The 20,282-nt window shown below is 48.2% G+C and carries 17 protein-coding genes; all 17 read left to right on the top strand.

All coding sequences use genetic code 11. From position 1 onward, the window contains the following. Nucleotides 1-200 precede the first annotated feature (200 nt). The 17 genes from MKY54_RS15685 (at nucleotide 201) to MKY54_RS15765 (ending at nucleotide 20,235) form a co-directional block, all read left to right on the top strand. Nucleotides 201-1,094, top strand: a complete 894-nt coding sequence (locus MKY54_RS15685; protein WP_076278492.1) for a LysR family transcriptional regulator — start codon at nucleotides 201-203, stop codon at nucleotides 1,092-1,094. A gap of 119 nt (nucleotides 1,095-1,213) precedes the next feature. After that, the gene (locus MKY54_RS15690; protein WP_076133225.1) at nucleotides 1,214-1,720 is read left to right on the top strand and encodes a GNAT family N-acetyltransferase; all 507 of its coding nucleotides are present in this window, start codon (nucleotides 1,214-1,216) and stop codon (nucleotides 1,718-1,720) included. Nucleotides 1,721-1,733: 13 nt separating this feature from the next. Continuing rightward, nucleotides 1,734-2,591, top strand: a complete 858-nt coding sequence (locus tag MKY54_RS15695) for a transporter substrate-binding domain-containing protein (protein ID WP_339186998.1) — start codon at nucleotides 1,734-1,736, stop codon at nucleotides 2,589-2,591. A gap of 34 nt (nucleotides 2,592-2,625) precedes the next feature. Continuing rightward, nucleotides 2,626-3,411, top strand: a complete 786-nt coding sequence (locus MKY54_RS15700; protein ID WP_076280611.1) for an amino acid ABC transporter permease — start codon at nucleotides 2,626-2,628, stop codon at nucleotides 3,409-3,411. Next, nucleotides 3,408-4,118: an amino acid ABC transporter permease gene (locus MKY54_RS15705; RefSeq protein WP_076125553.1), complete on the top strand. Its 711-nt coding sequence runs from the start codon at nucleotides 3,408-3,410 to the stop codon at nucleotides 4,116-4,118. The genes MKY54_RS15700 and MKY54_RS15705 overlap by 4 nt, the downstream gene beginning before the upstream one ends. Continuing rightward, on the top strand, nucleotides 4,115-4,867 hold the full coding sequence (locus tag MKY54_RS15710) for an amino acid ABC transporter ATP-binding protein (RefSeq protein WP_076125552.1): 753 nt from the start codon (nucleotides 4,115-4,117) through the stop codon (nucleotides 4,865-4,867). The genes MKY54_RS15705 and MKY54_RS15710 overlap by 4 nt, the downstream gene beginning before the upstream one ends. 11 nt (nucleotides 4,868-4,878) lie before the next feature. After that, entirely contained in the window at nucleotides 4,879-5,895 is a 1,017-nt protein-coding gene (locus MKY54_RS15715; protein WP_076125550.1) for an LLM class flavin-dependent oxidoreductase, read from the top strand. Nucleotides 5,896-5,948: 53 nt separating this feature from the next. After that, the gene (locus MKY54_RS15720; protein ID WP_076190342.1) at nucleotides 5,949-7,130 is read left to right on the top strand and encodes an amidohydrolase; all 1,182 of its coding nucleotides are present in this window, start codon (nucleotides 5,949-5,951) and stop codon (nucleotides 7,128-7,130) included. Next, complete coding sequence (gene solA / locus MKY54_RS15725; RefSeq protein WP_076190341.1) at nucleotides 7,127-8,299, top strand: N-methyl-L-tryptophan oxidase; 1,173 nt, start codon at nucleotides 7,127-7,129, stop codon at nucleotides 8,297-8,299. Before MKY54_RS15720 ends, solA begins: the two co-directional genes overlap by 4 nt. Further along, a complete protein-coding gene (locus MKY54_RS15730) occupies nucleotides 8,299-8,778 on the top strand; it encodes a DinB family protein (protein WP_076190340.1) in 480 nt (159 codons plus the stop codon). Before solA ends, MKY54_RS15730 begins: the two co-directional genes overlap by 1 nt. Before the next feature lie 75 nt (nucleotides 8,779-8,853). Continuing rightward, nucleotides 8,854-10,200, top strand: coding sequence for an LLM class flavin-dependent oxidoreductase (locus tag MKY54_RS15735; RefSeq protein ID WP_339187000.1), 1,347 nt, complete (start codon nucleotides 8,854-8,856; stop codon nucleotides 10,198-10,200). Between the two features lie 207 nt (nucleotides 10,201-10,407). Further along, nucleotides 10,408-11,301, top strand: a complete 894-nt coding sequence (locus MKY54_RS15740; RefSeq protein ID WP_081383282.1) for an ABC transporter permease subunit — start codon at nucleotides 10,408-10,410, stop codon at nucleotides 11,299-11,301. 6 nt (nucleotides 11,302-11,307) lie between these two features. Beyond that, nucleotides 11,308-12,204 carry a carbohydrate ABC transporter permease gene (locus tag MKY54_RS15745; RefSeq protein WP_036677267.1) on the top strand — a complete coding sequence of 299 codons (897 nt, stop codon included), beginning with the start codon at nucleotides 11,308-11,310 and terminating at the stop codon, nucleotides 12,202-12,204. Nucleotides 12,205-12,234: 30 nt separating this feature from the next. After that, the gene (locus tag MKY54_RS15750) at nucleotides 12,235-13,920 is read left to right on the top strand and encodes a hypothetical protein (RefSeq protein ID WP_076276554.1); all 1,686 of its coding nucleotides are present in this window, start codon (nucleotides 12,235-12,237) and stop codon (nucleotides 13,918-13,920) included. Between the two features lie 102 nt (nucleotides 13,921-14,022). After that, nucleotides 14,023-15,813, top strand: coding sequence for a sensor histidine kinase (locus MKY54_RS15755; protein ID WP_076184638.1), 1,791 nt, complete (start codon nucleotides 14,023-14,025; stop codon nucleotides 15,811-15,813). Next, nucleotides 15,813-17,417, top strand: a complete 1,605-nt coding sequence (locus MKY54_RS15760) for a helix-turn-helix domain-containing protein (RefSeq protein ID WP_076280605.1) — start codon at nucleotides 15,813-15,815, stop codon at nucleotides 17,415-17,417. Before MKY54_RS15755 ends, MKY54_RS15760 begins: the two co-directional genes overlap by 1 nt. A 10-nt stretch (nucleotides 17,418-17,427) precedes the next feature. Further along, nucleotides 17,428-20,235 (top strand): glycoside hydrolase family 2 TIM barrel-domain containing protein, encoded by a 2,808-nt coding sequence (locus MKY54_RS15765; RefSeq protein ID WP_339187001.1) that lies wholly within the window; start codon nucleotides 17,428-17,430, stop codon nucleotides 20,233-20,235. The last annotated feature ends 47 nt before the right edge of the window (nucleotides 20,236-20,282 follow it).

Genomic DNA, 20,282 nt, shown 5'->3' on the forward strand with positions numbered 1-20,282 from the left:
TCTGATATAGGAATAGAAAAGTTCTATATGAAATAAACATAACGTTTGATTCAAAATCCGATTGATTTACACGGAATTAATTGTTGACAAAAAATAGGGCGATGACTAAGATATAAACAAAATCTATAGGAAAGCATCACTATAATTCATTGTTTTTTCATCGGAATAGTAAAATTAATAAAAGCATAGGGGGATTAGGGATGAACATTGAAAATATTGAGGCCTTTGTCTACATCAATCATTATGGAAGCTTCAATAAGGCGGCCGAAGTCCTATATATCTCACAGCCGACAGTAACGGCCCGGATCCAATCGCTAGAAAGGGAACTGGATTGCAAAGTGTTTGATCGGTTGGGGAAGCAGATTAACCTGACGGATAAAGGTAAACAGTTTCTACCCTATGCCCAGCAGATTCTCCAGATTTATCAGAACGGAAAATATCAGGTTCAGGCTAAGGGGCACATTCCAAATGAACTGAGAATCGGCAGTACGGTCTCGGTTTCCAATTATTTAATGCCCCATCTGATGCTTCATTTAAAGCGCAGATATCCTCATATCACAATCAAGCTGATGACAGCTTCTACGGAAGTATTGACTGAAAAGTTAAAATCGAAGGAGCTTGATTTGGCTTTTATCCGTAAGGTCGTTAATCCGGCAATTCAAACCTTTCCTTTCTGCGAGGACCCCATCTCACTGTATGTACATGAGGGACACCGCTTTGCTAAAGCACAGCGGGCTTCACTGGAGGATATCCGCCAGGAAACGTTGGTTTTTTTTGAATGCGGATCTTTGGATTGGATGCGGCTGCATCGTGTATTTGAGAGTATGGAACAACCACCGAAGATTGAATATCAGGTAGATAACCTGGAGACAGCCAAAAAGCTGGTATTGAAAAAAGCAGGCATCTGTTTCCTTCCCGCCCTCAGTGTGCAGGAGGAAGTGGCGGTTGGGTCACTGATCCGGGTGGATATTGCGGAGACGGAAGGTATCTCCTTGCGAACCAGCCTGATTTCGCTAAATGGAGAGAACGCAGAATTCATCGAAACCCTGCTTGAACTCGGGATTGGAAAAGTGGGAGATCGACTAATTGTATAGATGTATTAAAAAACTCTATTAGCGCATGGACACATGCAGTGATAAAGTTAATTGCATATAATCACGACTATTTCGATAGGGATTATAAAGTTACTTTTCGAAAGGCTGGAGGGCATGTGATGAGTGAGGTATACAGGCTGGCAGAACTGAAGGATGCGGAGCAATTGCTAGATGTTACATATCGTGCCTATCAGCTGATTCGTGAACTCGGGCTGCATTGGCCGGCGGCCACAGCCGACTTGGCGCTTATTGAAGACAATATAGCTACGAATGAGTGTTATGTGCTTGAAGTTGACGGAACGATAGTTGCGACCATAACCCTTTCAAAGGAAGAAGAGATTAAGAAGATTAGCCCATTGCCTTTTATCAAATGGTTTGCTGCCCATCCAGATTATAGTAACAGAGGTTATGGTGGAAAACTTTTGGATTGGGTGGAAGAGAACATTATTGCTGGTCAGTTAGGTTCGGCTGCAGTCACGCTGGCAACGGCGAAGAAACATCCGTGGTTGGTTCAAATGTATGAACGCCGGGGGTACGAACGTTTTTTAGAACTGGATCAGCAGAACGGTGACGGCATTATGTATCTGATGAAAAAAACACTTACAGACAAACCACAGTTCATTTAAAGGGGATAAAACAATGAAAAAGTCCATTTCACTAGTATTTGCATCGGTATTGACACTGGCGATTGCTGGCTGCGGAAACAACAGTAACAGCGCTAGCAGCAATCAGAATGGAAATGCAGCAGAAGCTGCGGCACCGGCAAAGGATTCGGCAAAGGTAACTAAGATCATTGTGGGCACGGGTACTGCTTTTCCGAAAGTCTGCTTCATAGATGAGAATGGTAAACTCACCGGATTTGATGTGGAACTGCTCAAAGAAATCGATAAGCAGCTGCCAGAATATGAATTCGAATTTCAAACCATGGATTTCAGCAATCTGCTGCTGAGCCTGGAAACCAAAAAAATCGATTTGGTCGCCCATGTCATGGAGAAAAATCCGGAACGGGAGCTGAAATACTCTTTTAACAAAGAAGCCTATGCCCACTGGAGAAACCGCATTGTAGTGGCAAAGGATAATAATTCAATCCAATCGCTTGATGATCTCAAAGGGAAAAAGGTGCTTGTAGGTGCAACGAGTGCACAAGCACAAATACTCGAGAACTACAATAAAGAGAATGACAATACGATTGATATCGTGTATCAGAATGGTGCAGCGAATGATACCGTCGCACAGATTAGTACTGGGCGTGTGGACGCTACGCTGGCTGCAGATTTTGTCCTGCCGATCATTGATCCGCAGAGTCAGCTAAAAGCTACGGGCGACGAGCTATCCTCCGCGGACATTCTCTATGTTTTCCGTAAGGATGATGCCGATTCACAAAAGCTGTCAGATGCGATTGACAGTGCGATTAAAGAGCTGAAGACAGACGGCACACTAGGCAAGCTTAGTACGGAATGGTTGGGTGCGGATGTTACAGCGGATTCGGTGAAATGATTGAGCCGGTGAGCACGGGAAGGGGGGGGGATATATGGGCGCACAGTTTGATATCAGCTTTGTATTTTCGTTTTTGCCTAAGTTACTAGGGACTTTAAGCACCACGCTTCTGATTGTCGCCTGTTCTCTACTGACAGGAATTCTTGTCGGCTTTCTCGTAGCTCTGCCAAGACTTTATAAAGTGCCTGTGTTAAAAACCATCTCCGAAATCTATATTTCTTTTTTTCGGGGAACTCCGATTCTTATCCAGCTCTTCTTGTTTTATTATGGTCTGCCCGAAATTATGAAGCTGGTTCATGTCGATATGACCCGGACTCCGGTGCTTGTTTTTGTGATTCTAACTTACGGGCTGCATACGGGGGCATACATGTCCGAAATGATCCGGGCTTCTGTAATGGCGGTGGATAAGGGGCAGGTAGAGGCTGCTTATGCTACAGGGATGACGGGGTTTCAAGCCTTTACGCGAATCGTGCTGCCGCAGGCGCTCGGAATCGCAGTTCCGGTATTCTCCAATCTGGTGATTGCTCTACTGAAAGATACGTCATTGGCCTTTACTCTTGGGGTGATGGAAATGTCAGGTAAAGCACAGACGCTAGGCAGCTTAACTCAGCACTTTATTGAAACGTATATCGCGCTTGCGCTAATCTATCTGGTCATTAGCTTTACAATCGAGAAACTGCTGCTTATAGCAGAACGCCGGCTGCTGCGGCATGAGAAACGGAATACACCGGAGAAACAAACGTTCAAAATCAACAAAAGCTGGTCCTACCGCCGCATCATTGCTGAACTTGGACCGGGTAAAGGAGGTAGCGGATTATGAAGCTGGACCCATCTTTTATCTGGACTGCTCTGGTGCAAATTTTAAGTGCAATTCCTGTGACCTTATCTATTACTGCTGTCTCAGTACTCATTGGATTTGTGATTGGTGTGGCTGTAGCGTTGATCCGGATATACAGAATTCCGCTGCTGTATCCGCTGGCTGTCGGTTATGTTACGTTCATCCGCGGGACACCCATGCTGACGCATCTTTTGCTTATCTATTTTGGACTTCCCGTGTTAATCGATGGTCTGGCAGTGCAGTTCGGCTGGAGCTTCAGGTCGGTAGCCATTCCGATGATCGGTTTTGCCTATATTTCGTTCTCGATTACAGCGGGAGCCTATATGTCCGAGGTTGTCCGTTCCGGTCTGCTTGCTGTGGATCGCGGTCAGCTGGAAGCGGCCCATTCTATCGGAATGACCACGCCCCAGGCACTGCGGCGGATTGTTTTTCCTCAGGCGCTGGCGGCGAGTCTGCCTAATCTGTCAAATTCGGTAATTGGTATGCTGCATGGATCTACCCTTGCTTTTACCGTTTCGGTGGTGGATATCAATGCTAAGGCGCAAATTGTAGCTTCAACGAACTGGAAGTTTTTTGAGGCTTATCTGGCGGCAGCACTGATTTTCTGGGGACTTACGTTCCTAATCGAACGCGTGACGTCGCTGATTGAAAAAAGAATTAATCTGTACAATCGAGGTGGAGTAGCATGATCAAGCTTGCGCAAATTTCGAAGTCATTTGGTCGGAATCAGGTGCTCAATAATATAGATTTAACGGTGACGAAGGGTGAAGTTGTCGTCATTCTCGGTCCCAGCGGCTCAGGAAAAACGACACTTTTACGCTGTGTAAATTATCTGGAGAAGCCAAGCAGCGGAGAGATCGCCATCGGCGATTTCAAAGTGAACTGCAAACATCCCCGCAAAAAGGAGATTCATCTGCTCCGGCAAAAAACGGCAATGGTGTTCCAGCAGTACAATTTATTCCGCCATAAAACCGCGCTGGAAAACGTGATGGAGGGACTGCTGATTGTCAAAAAGCTTCCGAAGGACGAAGCGAAAAATCGGAGTATTGCCCTGCTTGAAAAGGTTGGTCTTGGCAGCAAGCTGGACGCCTATCCAAGTCAGCTGTCCGGAGGCCAGCAGCAGCGGGTTGGCATTGCCCGTGCCTTGGCGCTCGAGCCGGAGGTTATATTGTTCGACGAACCCACATCGGCGTTGGACCCAGAGTTAGTGGGTGAGGTGCTGGCCGTCATCCGTAAAATTGCCAAGGAAGGCATCACAATGATTGTGGTGACTCATGAAATGGGCTTTGCTCGCGATGTGGCGAATCATGTGGTTTTTATGGACGGAGGCGTCATTGTTGAAGAAGGAACTCCGGCAGAGCTGTTTAACCATCCGCGCGAAGAAAGAACGAAGCAGTTCCTGAAGCGGATCACACCTGAATTTAACTATTCCATATAGGAGGAAAAATAATGGCTATTACAATCAGCGTACTTGATCAAAGTCCGATCTATCCGGGAGAAACGCCGGAGGAAGCATTCCAGCATACGATCAAGCTGGCACAATTGTCCGAAGAGCTTGGATTCCACCGGTTCTGGGTTTCGGAGCATCATGACTCCGAGCAGGTAGCCGGCTCTTCCCCGGAAGTACTTATCTCACATCTTCTGGCTAAAACAGAGCGAATCCGCATTGGCTCCGGTGGCATCATGCTCCAGCATTACAGCCCATATAAGGTAGCGGAGAACTTCAATGTGCTGTCCACACTGGCTCCTGGACGAGTGGATCTCGGTGTGGGACGTGCTCCCGGTGGACTCCCACGTAGCACACAGGCACTACAGCAGGGAAAAGCTGAAACCCCAGACCTGACGGATAAAATCATCGAGCTGGAAAAATATGTACATAACCGCCTCGAAGAAAACCATCCGCTGGCAGGGTTGAAGGCAGGTCCCCTTCCTGGTATTCCTCCTGAGTTGTATGTCCTTGGCGCGAGTGTAAGCAGCGCGGAAATTGCCGCTGAACTGGGGTTACCGTACGTATTCTCCCTGTTTATTAACAGCGATAAGGCGGTAGCGCTGGATGCCATTCGTGCTTACCGCAGCGGTTTCGCTTCTTCACAGGGCAGACAACCGCAAGCGATTATCGCTTTAGCGTTAGTGGTGGCTGAGACTGAGGAGGGAGCGAAAGAACTGGCAGGTGCGCATAAGCTGATCCGGATTCAACTGGCGAGCGGGAAGAAGCTGACAGTAGGGACCTTGGAACAGGCGGAGGAATTTGCCCGCCAGAGCAATGAAGCCTACACGATTGAAGAGCTGGAACCGGAGATTACCAAGGGAACAAAATCATCTGTCCGTGAACAGTTGTTGGAACTTTCAGAGGCGTCCGGTGTCGAGGAGTTCATCATAACGACGAATGTACAGCCCTTTGACAAACGGCTCCGATCCTTTGAGCTACTGAGCGAAGCAATCGCTGAAGTGGCTGCAGAGGCATAAAGCGGGCGGGCTCGGTATCACACAGGAAATCGTGTAAAGGAGGGTGACTGTATATGACAAGTAAAGCTAAAGAGTTGAGTGCGGAAGCGCTTGAAGAAGAATTAATCGGGATACGCCGTCATCTGCACCGGCACCCGGAACTGTCCAATGAAGAATATGGCACAACAGAATATATTATTTCCTTGCTGGAGCGGGCAGGAGTCAGGATCGTAGAATACGGTCTGTCTACCGGCGTGATCGCAGAGATTGGCGGCAAAAAGCCCGGTTCGGTCATCGGACTGCGCGCAGATATTGATGCCTTGCCAATCCAGGAGGAAAGCGGAGTATCCTTCGCTTCATTATATCCCGGCAAAATGCATGCCTGCGGGCATGATTTCCATACGGCTGCCTTGATTGGTGCCGCCTATCAATTGAAACAGCGAGAGCAGCAATTACAGGGAACGGTGCGCCTGTTATTCCAACCAGCGGAGGAGAAGGCGCAGGGTGCACAGCGAATCATTGCTAGCGGGGCACTAGAAGACGTCCGGGCAGTGATCGGGCTGCATAACAAGCCAGACCTGCCAGTCGGAACCATCGGTATTAAGGGTGGTCCTTTAATGGCAGCAGCTGACGGGTTTGTGATTGAAGTGCAGGGTGGTAGTTCTCATGCTGCCGTTCCGGAAGCTGGCATAGACCCGATTGTAGCGGCTTCGCATATTGTGACGGCATTCCAGTCCATTGTAAGTCGCAATGTCAGTCCGCTGCAGAGTGCGGTGGTCAGTGTGACGCAGATTCACAGCGGCAATTCATGGAACATTATCCCCGAAAAAGCGGTGCTTGAAGGGACGATCCGCACCTTTGATGAAACGGTGCGCAGCAAAGTGCTGGAGCGGTTTCAAGAAGTGGCGGTCGGTGTAGCAGCGGCTCTTGGAGCAGAAGCTACCGTTCGCTGGATAGAAGGGCCACCTCCGGTTATCAACGATCCCTCCCTAGCAGCGCTTGGAGTTGAATCGGTCGAAGCTCTTGGCTACCGAGCGATTCAGCCAGAGCTTTCTCTGGCTGGAGAGGATTTCGCCTTCTATCAGCGCGTGGTACCCGGACTGTTCGTTTTTGTAGGTACTGAAGGAAGCCAGGAATGGCATCATCCGGCCTTCAATCTGGATGAACGTGCACTCCCTGTGGCAGCACGTTTCCTTGCGGATGTAGCTGTACGATCCCTAGTGCAGTACAGTCCCGAAGGAGGTGCAGAATTATAGCTGAACATAACAGTTACGATGTAATTATCGTCGGCGCAGGCTCGATGGGCATGAGTGCCGGTTACTATCTTGCGAAGCGCGGAGTGAAGACGCTGCTAATTGATGCCTTTGATCCTCCACATACACAGGGAAGCCATCACGGGGAAACGCGGCTGATCCGGCATGCTTACAGTGGTGATCCCGCCTACATTAATTTGGCTCTGCGGGCAGATCATTTATGGCAAGAAGCCGAGCAGTTGAGCGGAATAGAACTGCTTGTCCGCTCGGGCGTTTTGAATCTCGCAGATAGTGCAGTGTATTCCTTCAGCGGTCGTCTCGCGGAAGCAAAGAAACGGAAGGTGCAGGTCCAGCATCTGGATGCCGGAGAGATCCGGCGGCGCTGGCCGGGATTGAACATTCCGGAAACATTCGCAGCAATGTATGAACCAGATGCCGGGTATTTGTACAGCGAGCGCTGTATCTCCGCCTACCGCCAGCTTGCCCTTGGACAGGGTGCGGAACTGTTGACGAACACTTCGGTAGTAAACATCACCGCCCGCGAAAGCAGTGTAACAGTTCATACAACAAACGGCGATTATCACGGAGCGTCAGCTATCCTTAGTGCCGGAGCCTGGTTTGGTGCGTTAGCGCCTTTTGTGCATTTGCCAATCAAGGCGATCCGCAAAGTTGTGGGCTGGTTTGAGAGCTCACCTGCTTTTGCAGCCGGTAACTTCCCTGGCTTCACGCTAGGAGCTGAGGAAGGTGGCTATTATGGCTTTCCCAGCATTGCTGGAGCCGGTCTGAAGATCGGCCGGCACGATACGGGGCTGGAATGGAAACCAGGCACACTACTTGCTCCCTTTGGCAGTGAAACCAGCGATGAGCAAGACCTCCGAAGAGTACTGGAGACTTACATGCCGGGTGCAGCTGGCCGATTACTTAAAGGATCTGTATGCAAATATGAGCATACACCTGATGAAGATTTCATTATTGACCGCCATCCGCTCCACTCCAATGTGCTGGTAGCCGGAGGGTTCTCAGGGCATGGTTTTAAATTTTCTAGTGTTGTAGGTGAAATACTTGCTGATTTGGCGACAAGTGGAGCTACCAACCACAACATTCAACCTTTTGCGTTATCACGTTTTACACCTGATCATTCGCAAGCAGGCCTAATTTTGGAGGGGATTTAATGAGCAAAGTTCAAATTAGCAATTTTTTAAGTACGCACAACCAACTGGTGCATGCAACCGCAGGGTTATCAGAGGAACAGCTGAAATGGAAGGCAGCACCAACGAGTTGGAGTATTACTGAGGTGTTAGCCCATCTAGCTGATCACAGCATTGTGGTTTCGTTCCGTATCCGTGATATTCTCGCTGCTACAACTGCGCAGCTGCCAGTCTTCAATCAGGACACTTGGGTCAGCGGCCAGTACGCCAATAGTGGTAGTGCTTCCGATAGTCTGGAGTTGTTCCGCAGCCTGCTTTATTATAACAGTCTATTGTTTGAACGACTCAGCGCAGAGGATTGGGAGAAAAGCGGGGTTAACTTCAAGGGGGAAAACGTTAAAATTTCCGATATCGTCCATAGCTTCACCGCACATGTAGAGAGACATCTTGGCCAGATTGAGCGAATCAAGCAGGGCGCAGCCAATGCATCGTTCGTGCAATGAATACTTTCATAGTTAGTTTTGCATGAAGTAAAACCTGGGAATCGTATGCTCACAAAACTTTTAGGAGGAATGAACATGACCAAACCAAAACAACTGAAGCTAGGCGCACTGCTGCATGGAGTAGGAGGCAGTACGTCGATGTGGCGCCATCCTGATGCTAAGCCGGATGCAAGTGTAAACTTTGAATTATACAAAGCGTGGGTACAGAAGGCAGAAGAAGGCAAGCTGGATCTGATCTTCATCGCAGACGGTTTGTACATTAATGAAAAGTCCATTCCGCATTTCCTTAACCGGTTTGAACCGCTGACCATTCTTAGCGCACTCGCCGCCGTCAGCACCAACATCGGTCTGGTTGGTACCCTTTCCACCTCCTACAGTGAACCGTTTACCGTCGCGCGTCAATTCGGCTCACTGGATGTAATCAGCGGTGGCCGGGCCGGCTGGAATGTGGTGACTTCACCGCTGGAAGGCTCTGCCTCGAATTACAGCAAAACAGAGCATCCTGACCATGGCAAGCGTTACCGTATTGCTACCGAATATTTGCAGGTGACACGCGGATTATGGGATTCCTGGGAGGATGATGCGTTTGTTCGAGATAAAGAAACAGGTGTATTCTTTGATCCGCAAAAAATGCATACCCTGGACCATCAAGGAGAGTTCTTCTCCGTGAAAGGACCGCTCAATATTGCTCGTTCGAAGCAGGGGCAGCCAGTCGTGTTTCAGGCAGGTTCCTCAGAAGTTGGTAAAAATTACGCCTCAAAGGAAGCGGATGCTATCTTCACTGGCCACGAAACGCTAGAAGATGCCCAGGCATTCTATAGCGATGTTAAGACACGGGTAGCTTCATTTGGCCGGGATCCGAATGAGGTGCTGATCTTTCCTGGTATTGCACCAATCATTGGCGACACATCAGAGGAAGCAGAGCGTAAATATCAGGAGGTTGCTGGTCTCGTGACGATTGAGAATGCACTGAACTATTTGGGCAGATTCTTCGAGCATCATGATTTCTCGCAATATCCGCTGGATGAACCGTTCCCTGAGCTTGGCGAGTTGGGGCGTAATAGTTTTCAGAGCGGCACGGATAAAATCAAAAAGGACGCGAAGGAGAGAGGCTTAACACTAAGACAGGTCGCCTTACAATCCGCTACCCCGCGCAGCAGCTTTATTGGCACACCTGAGCAAGTGGCTGATCAGATTCAAACCTGGTTTGAGGGTGGAGGAGCAGACGGATTTATGATCGCAGCTGCTGTTCCTAATGGACTGGAGGAATTCGTCGATCGGGTAGTGCCGATTCTGCAAGAGCGGGGCCTGTTCCGCACTGAATACAAAAGTAGCACCCTGCGTGGAAATCTCGGTATTCCATTGCCAGAGAACCGCTATTCCAAGGCTTCACAACCGGTAGGGCAAAAAGCCGTACATTAACAATAATAATTTGAATCGAATAATTAGCTTTCGTCATAAAAAATGTAACGCAGCCGTTTAAGGCTGCGTTTATTTGCGTGCGAGCGGAGCTTGTCTAACAACGTAAGCGCTTTAAAGAACCAATCAGAGCAATAGATAACCAATCACTGTTATATAGGCAGGGTTCCCGCTGCACCTTATGATAGAAATATCAAGGAGGGATGTAAATTGTACGCTAAGTTCTACAAGTACCGATGGCAATATTTAATGATTCTTCCGGGAGTGCTGTTGCTATTTTTGTTCAGCTATATTCCGATGGCAGGGATTCAGGTCGCCTTCCGCGACTTTCAGATTGGCACCTCGATCTGGAACAGCACATGGGTGGGATTAGACAACTTTTCTTTCCTGCAAGATCCCCAGTTTTTAACTGTCGTCAAAAATACGTTATATATATCTGTGCTTAAGTTCATCTTCGGATTCCCGGCACCGATTCTACTGGCACTGGTGATTAACGAGGTAACCCGGCCTGTATTTAAGCGATTCGTGCAATCGGTCAGCTATTTGCCTCATTTTTTCTCATGGATTGTAGTCGCTTACATCCTGCAGTCTTTTCTGACTTTGGATGGTGGGCTGGTCAATCAGTTCATCGAGAAAGCAGGCGGTGATCCTGTATTTTTTCTAGGTTCCACGGAGTGGTTCCGGCCCATGGTTATATTAAGCGGCTTGTGGAAAGAGACCGGATGGAACACGATTCTCTATTTGGCTGCGATCACAACGATTGATCCGCAATTGTATGAATCCGCCAAAGTAGAGGGTGCAGGAAAGCTAGCCCAGATTCGGCATATCACCTTCCCGGGTATTCTACCGACAATATCGATTGTGCTAATTCTGAGTATCCCAAGCCTGATTTCAGTAGGGATGGATCAGATTTATCCGCTGATGAATTCTGCTAATCAAGGGGTCGCGGATGTACTGGATACGTATATCATCCGCAACGGATTGCAGCAGGGATATTTTGGAATGGCGACCGCAGTGGGGTTGTTATCCTCAGTGATCAGCTTGATATTGGTTGTTTCGACTAATCAGTTATCTAGAAAAATAAATGGTGAAGGATTATGGTGATGGCATATGAAGCTCAGCAGAGGTGAAAAAATAGCTCAATACGTCATCGTCATAGTACTGGCAGGTCTGTGCTTGTCTGTACTATATCCATTCCTATACATGCTGGCCATCTCACTGAATGACGGTGCAAGTGCGGCCAAAGGTGGCGTGTATCTATGGCCCAAAAATTTCACATTAATTAATTATGAGATTGTATTAGGAAATGAGATTATCCGCCAGTCTTATCTAATTACAATCGCTAGGACAGTCATTGGCACATTCGCAGGACTTATCGTCACACTTCTGGTGGCCTTTGGCTTGTCCTACCGCGGCCTTCCATTAAGAAGCACGATTCTAGGCTATATTCTTTTAACCATGCTATTCAGTGGAGGACTGGTTCCTTTCTATATTCAGCTTAATAATCTTGGGCTTATCAACACGTTCTGGGTGTATATTTTTCCCGGGCTGTTCTCGGTCTGGAACATGTTTGTCATGCTGAAGTTTATACAGGGAATCCCTGAAGCTCTGGTAGAATCCGCTGAACTAGATGGAGCCGGTCCTGTTCGTACTCTGATTCAGATTATTATTCCACTCTCTCAACCTATGCTTGCCGCACTTGGATTGTTTACCGCAGTGGGACACTGGAATGACTGGTTCGCCGGTGCTTTCTTCGTCACGAAGCAGAACCTGATTCCGGTGCAGACCTTCCTGCAGCAATTGCTCGCTGCTCAGGATTTATCCGCTGTCCTTGGCTCGAATACCAACCAGGAAGCTTTGGCGAGAAGCTCACAAATGCAGAATATTACACTGATGTCGATTAAGATGGCAGTCGTTATGGTGAGTGCAATCCCCATCCTGTGCGTGTATCCGTTCCTGCAGAAATATTTTGTGAAAGGAGTTCTTGTAGGGTCAGTAAAAGGCTGATTTTCAATAATAGAACAGGGGGAAAAATCAATGATATTCAAAAAAACGGGTCTAGCCGCTTTGGCTGCAGCAACCTTACTGATGTCTATTGCCGGATGCTCCGGATCAGGTGAGAATACTGCGAACAAGCCTGGAAGCGACAATGAAACGTCAAGTAACCTGCCCGCCAGTGGCTCGACTTCCTTTAATCTCTGGCTTGGATGGACGGCAACCATCAATAATGATAGTTTGGTCCAGAAATATTGGCGTGAACAGGAGCCTGGAGTAAATGTGAAGCTGGAAACCACTCAAGGCGACGCAATGACTGCACTTAATTTGAAGATAAACACAGGCGGCTTTGAAGATGCAGCTATCTTCAGCCGAAACGAAACGGTCAAAAGCGCGATGAACCGGTCGAAACAGCTTATGCCGCTAGAGCAGTATTTCGACATGCCTGACAAATATCCAGGACTGGCGTCTATTCCAAAGCAGTATCTGGAACTTATGAAGGATAATGAGGGTCATATCTGGTCCATTCCTACCTGGTTTGACCAAAACCCGGAAGATCCGTGGCCAGGCTGGGCATCTCAAGCCTGGATTGTCAGAAGTGATGTGCTGGAGAAAACAGGTATGACCAAAGAGGACTTAGCAACGTTAGAAGGAGTTGAGACCTTCCTTCGGAAAGCTGCAGAAGAGAAGGATGCTTCCGGCAAATCGCTTATTCCTCTATCATTCCTAATGGACACTAGTGATAATCTGGGCTGGAGCGATGAAAACGCGATTTTGACCGCATTCGGGGTGACTACAGCAGGTAATGGCGTTGACAAACGCGGCGATGATTTTGTATTCGCTTACGACGATCCCAATTATAAAGCAGCGTATCAATGGATGAACAAGATGTACCAGGAGAAGTTGATCGATCCAGAGGTCGTCACCAGCAAAAAAGAACAGTATACAGAAAAGAACAAATCAGGTCGTATTGCCTTCAATGTCGGCAGCTTCTGGAACATTCCTGCCTCAGCCTGGGAGACATTGGACGGTCCAACAGAGCCAGGGTGGTTTTACGAAGCGATCCCTTTTCCTAAAGTGGATGGTGTAGAGAAAGTCGGAATTAATCAGGTTACCAATCCGAATCCAGGCTATGATGTCTATGTTAGTGAAAAAACTAAAAATCTGGAAGCTATTCTGAAATTCTTCGATTATACCTTGCAACCAAAACCCGAGCAGCAGCAGGTCATTAATGAAGGACCGGCGGGATTATACTGGGATTGGATTGATCAACCGTTGGGCAAATGGAAATTCACAGACGAAACCTACAAGACGAGCCGCAATTCCGGAGACACCGCACAAAAAGCTAAAGTCACCCCTGAGCTTTACATGACTGCCTCTTACAGCAATGAATGGTACCCATGGTGGAACACAGAGGATGCAGGAAAAGCCGGAGCTGCTAAGACCATTAAGTTCACTGAGGCTATCGGCAAAATGGGAACGATCCGCGTGGCAGAGCCTTATGATCTATTCCAGATGAAACAGGGCGGCGCATGGGAGAAATATTCACCGGAGATCGAAAATATCCGCAAGGAATATCGAGCCAAGCTTTTAATGGCCAAAGACGAGGGGCAATTCGAAAAGAATTGGAGCGATTTCCAAGCAGCACTAGAGAAGCGTGGGCACTGGAGTGAAGTCAAGCAGGAGTGGCTGGATACGTACAAGGAGGAAGTAACAGCCTTGCAATAGACAACCGTGATGCTCTTTCAGTCGCGGATCGTAAACGATAAAAAATTAATGGAGCACCTCTCACTTGGAGGGGGCTCCCTTTGCACTTCATGGGGGGAATCTATGATTAAACAACAAATAGAGAAATGGATCATCCGTATGACCCGTTCCATGAACCTGAGGAGTAAAATTGTATTATTCTACGGACTCATTGTATTTCTCCCCACCGTACTGCTGGCTGCAGGTGCAGGGTACATGATGCTTCATACGGTGCGGGCCAATTATATGCTTACGATCAGGGAAGCCGTTCGGCAAAGTGCGCAGAGTATTGAATTCAGGAAGCAAAGCTATGATCTGCTGGCTACCCGGACGGCTACGGATGGTGAGCTGATCTCTAGATTAGCCAGGGACTATGCGGATATCGATGAACAATTGGGTACGGTCAATTATGTGGACCGATCCTTTCTGCTCACCAGCAAATACTTGCCAGGGATTGAGAATTTCCGAATCTATCATACCAACGATACACTAGTGCAAGATGGAGGGCTTCTGTGGAAGCCGGAAGAACGGAGCCTTTCGGGAATTCGAGAGCGGGATTGGTATACGAAAATGCTTCGCACAACAGACAATCTGGTATGGACTAATGCAGCTGACGACAGGACTAAGCTAGTGGTATCCCATAAAATTCTGAACGCGTATGGAGATGTTTACGGGATTGTGTACCTGTTACTGAACTATAACGGTGTCTTCATGGAATCGTTCGAACATCCTTTTGAAGGGGCCGGAGAATTGTATATCGTTGACGACAACGAACGCATTATTGCATCCTCGGAGCCCTCTGAAATTGGCAGCCGGTTATCCTCATCCTCCTTAGGTCAGTACTGGAACAACTCGTTGGAAACCTCAGCAACAAAAAGCGGGATGATGCTGATCACTCAGGAGATTAAGTCTGGCTGGACGGTTGCCGCACTTGTGCATCTTGACCGACTGGAGGAGCAGTCTACGCGGATTATGTACTATATCGGAGCAGGTATTGCATTTTTCCTGCTGCTGTCCATCTTTCTAATCATGATTGTACTTAAAAATGTGATTTGGCGGATCCGCAAGCTGGGCACCAGGATGACAGATATCTCACAGGGCTATTTCGAAGTTACAGTGAGAAACCGTGACAACGATGAGCTGGGGGAGCTTGAGGTATTGTTCAATTCCATGTCTGGCCGTTTGAGAAAACTGGTCGAAGAACATACAGAGGCCATGCTCAAAGAGCGGGAGCAATCATTCAGGGCGTTGCAGGCACAGATTAACCCTCATTTTATTTATAATTCGTTAAGCCTGATCCGTTGGCGGGCATTAGATCAGCAGGACGAATTGCAAATCCGAACCATAGATGCGCTGACGACATTCTATCGGCTGGCACTCAATAACCGGGTTAATGTGACGCTGATCCGTGACGAAATTGAGCATCTGAAAGCGTATATCGAAATTCAGCAGCTGCGTTATCCCGGTCAGGTATCCGTAGAGTGGCTGGTAGAGCCGGACGTTCTTGACCTGTACAGCATTAAGCTGATCCTACAGCCAACGGTCGAGAACTGTTATCTGCACGGGGGCATCACAACTAGAACTCATGCTTTTATACAAATTACGATCAAACGAGTGGAGAATACGGTGCAGTTTCAGATTTTTGATAATGGAAAAGGGATTGGCAGTGAGAAGCTGGAACAGATCCGTGCCGGCAGCTACACGGGTACGCAAAACGGATTCGGGATGAACAATATCCGTGAACGTCTTGCATTGTATTTTGGCACAGAGGGCCGCTTTGAGATTGAAAGTGTAGAAGACGAATGGACTTGTGTAACCATTGATATCCCTGTTTGCAAGGAAAGTCCTGAGATAAAAAAGGGGGATGGAGCTTAATGCGGGCATTAATTGTCGACGACGAGCCTATGCAGATTCAAGGGCTTCTTCGTCATATTGGCTGGAAAGCTCTGGGGTATGAGGAACCGTTAACTGCATTATCTGGTGAAGAAGCACTAACGATTCTAGGAGAAACTCCTGTGGATGTGCTGATCGCTGACGTCTCGATGCCCGGTATGACAGGGATCGAACTGCTCGCCAGATGCAGAGCGGATTATCCGACACTCCAGTCTTTACAGACTGTGATGATCAGTGGATATGACGAGTTTGAATTTGTGCAGGAGGCTATACATCTGGGAGCTAAGGCTTACGTTCTGAAGCCCATCAAGACGGAAGAACTCGAAATGAAACTGGCTGCGTTCAGAGAAGTAGTTGAGAAGAAAAAACAGATTGAACAGGAAACCACTGTACTTAGGGAGAAAGTTACAGAGAGCTATGAGGTGCTGCAGGAACGTTTCGTCAAAGATATGGTTGAAGGCTGGATCCACAGTGAAGAGCTGCTCGAATCCTGGCGGCGCCTGCTGGATCTGCCTAATGGGGAATGGCAGGCAACATTATTCCTGTTCGGATATGACCGCAGGTTCCTAGATAATCCGCATGATGCCAAGGATCGGATCCTGCTTAGCGAAGGGCTATTGAACTGCGTTAAGACTGGTCTATCTGGTTTCTCCGGTACCTATATAGGGAAGACAGGAGCGGATGAACTGGCCGTCATTGTGCTGAACGCAACGCCATTGGTGCGGGCAAGACTTGAGAAGCAGCTTGCGTTTATCCAAGATATCCTAAGAGAGCAGTATAAAGCCTCCGTCTCGGTCGGAATCAGCAGAGAGTGTTTGTTCTGGACGGAAATACCGTTGCTGTATAAGGAAGTAAGGCATATGATGAGCGGTGCCAGGCTGGCCGGCTACGGACAAATCCTCTATTTCGACCGGAACTTGATGAATGAATATCATGATTTCAGGTTGCGTGAAGAATACATTCCGGAAATCGTTAAGCTACTGGACAGAGGAGAGAGCGATAAAGCTTCCGCTTATTTCAATCATGCTTTCGAAGTGTTACTTGCACGAGAGCCTGTATCCTTTTCCTATGTGCAGGCTTTCGGAATGGGTTTGCTTAGCGAGCTAGCCAGAAAACTGAAGCGTGTACATGAGAAGGAAACAGAGATGAACATCCTCATGTGGCAGCGGCTGATCGACTGTACAGGCGTAGATGAAGTCAGGAAGGTCGTACTGGAATATTTGGCGCAATATGCTAAGCTTAATCAAAGAGAGCAGGTCGCTCAGCAGCATAACCTTATCCAGCGGGTCGCCCGCCAACTGGAGGAGCATCTGCATGAGAACATGACTGTTAAGCAGCTTGCTGAGCAGTTCCACTTGAATCACAGCTATTTAAGTGTTCTCTTCAAGAAAGAAATGGGCCGGACGATTTCCGACTTCGTGCAGGAAGCGCGTATGAACAAAGCCAAGGAACTGCTTCGTGACCCCAATATTAAGGTTTACGAGGTTGCCGAGCAGGTGGGCTTTCAGACCGCGGCTTATTTTGCCTTCCTTTTTAAGAAAACAACCGGCACTACACCTCAGGAGTTCAGAGATTATCATTATTAGGAGTGATATTTTGCAGACAAAGATCAGCCTGGAAGGCGAATGGAAGTTGCAATTGGATGAGGGAAAACAAGGACTGCTGGCATTGCCTTTTACAGATGTTATCACACTGCCCGGAACAACGTCCTACGCACGCAAAGGTCCGAAGAACGAGGATGTTTTAGTAAGCGCATTAACGGATGAGTATTTGTTTGAAGGGCAAGTCTGGTATTCAAAAGAGGTCGTCATTCCGGAAGAACTAGCCGGCAAAGTCTGCTTCCTATTTTTGGAACGCACGAGACTGACGACTCTATGGCTGGACAATCAGGAAATAGGCAGCCGTAACAGTCTAAATACCCCACATATATATGAGTTGCCGCAGCTTCAACCTGGGAATCATACGCTCACCATCCGCGTGGACAATACTGGTTACCCAACCAAAGGTGGACATTTAACGTCGCAGGATACCCAGACCAACTGGAACGGGATTACCGGACGTATGGAGCTTCAGTTCTATGGTGAGTCACGGCTCAGCGGTATCCGGCTCGATCCGGATCTCTCAGCCCGCTCAGTCCGAATCACGGCAACCTTGGACAGCAGGAATGAATCTATACTTACAGTGTCTGCTCAGAGCTTCAACAGCGACAATACACATGCTGTGGACGAGCGGGAGTACCCAGTCTCACCGGGTAGTTTTTCCTTCAACTATGAGCTAGGTCAAGACGCGCTGCTCTGGAGTGAAGGCGCTCCCAATCTTTATAACATAAACCTTGTTTTGAAAGACAGCGATGGATATATAACGGACCGACAGGAGCTCGTTTTTGGATTGAAGGAATTCCGGGCAGAGGGCGATAAGTTTACAATCAACGGAGAAAAAACCTTCCTCCGCGGCAAACATGACGGCCTGATCTTCCCGCTTACCGGTTATGCCCCGACTGACGTCGAGGAATGGGTAAGAATCCTGGGCATCTCCAAGTCTTACGGCATCAATCATTATCGCTTTCATACCTGCTGTCCGCCGGAAGCTGCTTTCACCGCAGCGGATATGCTCGGTATCTACATGCAACCAGAGCTTCCCTTCTGGGGAACAATCACAGAAGAAACCGATGAGGGCCATAATCAGGCGGAGCAGGACTATCTGATTAGCGAAGGCTATGCCATTCTCCAGGCTTTTGGCAATCACCCCTCCTTCGTGATGATGTCGCTTGGCAACGAGCTATGGGGCAGCAAAGCTAAGATTGATTCCTTCCTAAAGGACTATAAAGCATTTGATAACCGGATTCTCTATACACAGGGGTCCAATAACCACCAATGGGTGCCAGAAATTCTGGGACATGACGATTTCTTCAGCGGCGTGCGCTTCTCCAGAGATCGGCTGTTCAGAGGCTCCTATGCGATGTGTGATGCTCCATTAGGTCATGTCCAGATCGATCTGCCAGGCACGATGAAAGACTATGACGATCAGATCGTCCCTCAGGATCTCTTCAACGGAGAGGGGATGGAAGCTGCCGCTGGCGGAGAGATCCAGATCCAGTATGGTACGGAAGCCAAGACGGTGAAGGCTGGAGACGCTTCCGCAGAATGGATACCGCACATTCCGGTAATCTCGCATGAGATCGGACAGTATGCTACCTATCCTAATTATGAGGAAATCGATAAATACAACGGTCCGCTCAAAGCTGAGAATTTCATAATTTTCCGTGAACGACTGGAAAGTAAAGGGCTGGGTCATTTAGCTGCCAAATATTTCGAATGCTCAGGGCAACTGGCAGTAGCTTGCTACAAAGAGGAACTCGAGGCGGCATTCCGCTCCCGGCGGCTTGCGGGCTTCCAATTGCTTGATTTGCAGGATTTCAGTGGCCAGGGAACAGCGCTGGTGGGTGTCCTCGACGCCTTTATGGATTCCAAAGGAATGATAAGTGCTGAGGACTGGCGAACTTTTTGTAATGACGCCGTTCTGCTGGCAAGATTCCCCAAGTATAACTATGTCTCTGGTGAAACGTTCGATGCCCATGTCGAACTGAGCTGTTTCCGCAGTGGTATGCCGAGTATATTTGAACTGCATTGGGAGCTTACCGCGGATAACGGTATACTCGCCTCAGGTTCAACCGAGGTGGACGTACCTGCAGGAACGAATTATATCGATATCTTCGATCTGGCAATAAAACTACCTGTAGTTGACCGGATGAGTACTATCGTATTGTCCCTCTCCATACAGGGAACAGATATCCGTAAGAGCTATGACCTGTGGATTTATCCAGTGAAGAGTGGCAACATGCTGGAGGGTGTCCATGTCTTCGACAAGCTATCTGATGATGCACTTGCATTGCTGGAGCAAGGTGAGAATGTGCTGCTTATGCCGAAACCGGAATCTCTCAAAAATGCTGTTGAAGGTTATTACTGCACAGATTTCTGGTGTTATCCAATGTTCCGCTCGATCTCAGAGAGCATGAACCGGCCAGTACCCATTGGTACTATGGGGCTGTTGATTGATAACAACCACCCGGCGCTGCGTGAGTTCCCGAGCGAGGAATATTCTACTTATCCTTGGTGGAGTATTGTTGAGAATTCGAAATCGCTCATCATGGATGCAGCTGACCGCAACTGGAATCCCGTAGTGCAGACTATCGATAATTTTGAACGCAATCATAAGCTGAGTTTCCTAGTGGAATGCAGTGTAAGAGCAGGCAACCTGCTGATATGCGCATTGGATGCTGTTAAGGTTAGCGATACGCCGGAAGGCAGACAGTTCTTATCCAGCCTTGCGGGTTATATGAAATCAGACGATTTCAAACCACAGTACAAGGCCAATGTTGCGGAGCTACTAGAGCTGATCCAATAGGCAGAGGCAGGCGATTACTGAGCTGCTTTTCAAGTTTCATAGAGATG

This window comes from Paenibacillus sp. FSL P2-0121 (assembly GCF_037975345.1).
In the GTDB taxonomy this organism is placed as follows: Bacteria; Bacillota; Bacilli; order Paenibacillales; family Paenibacillaceae; genus Paenibacillus_AQ; species Paenibacillus_AQ odorifer.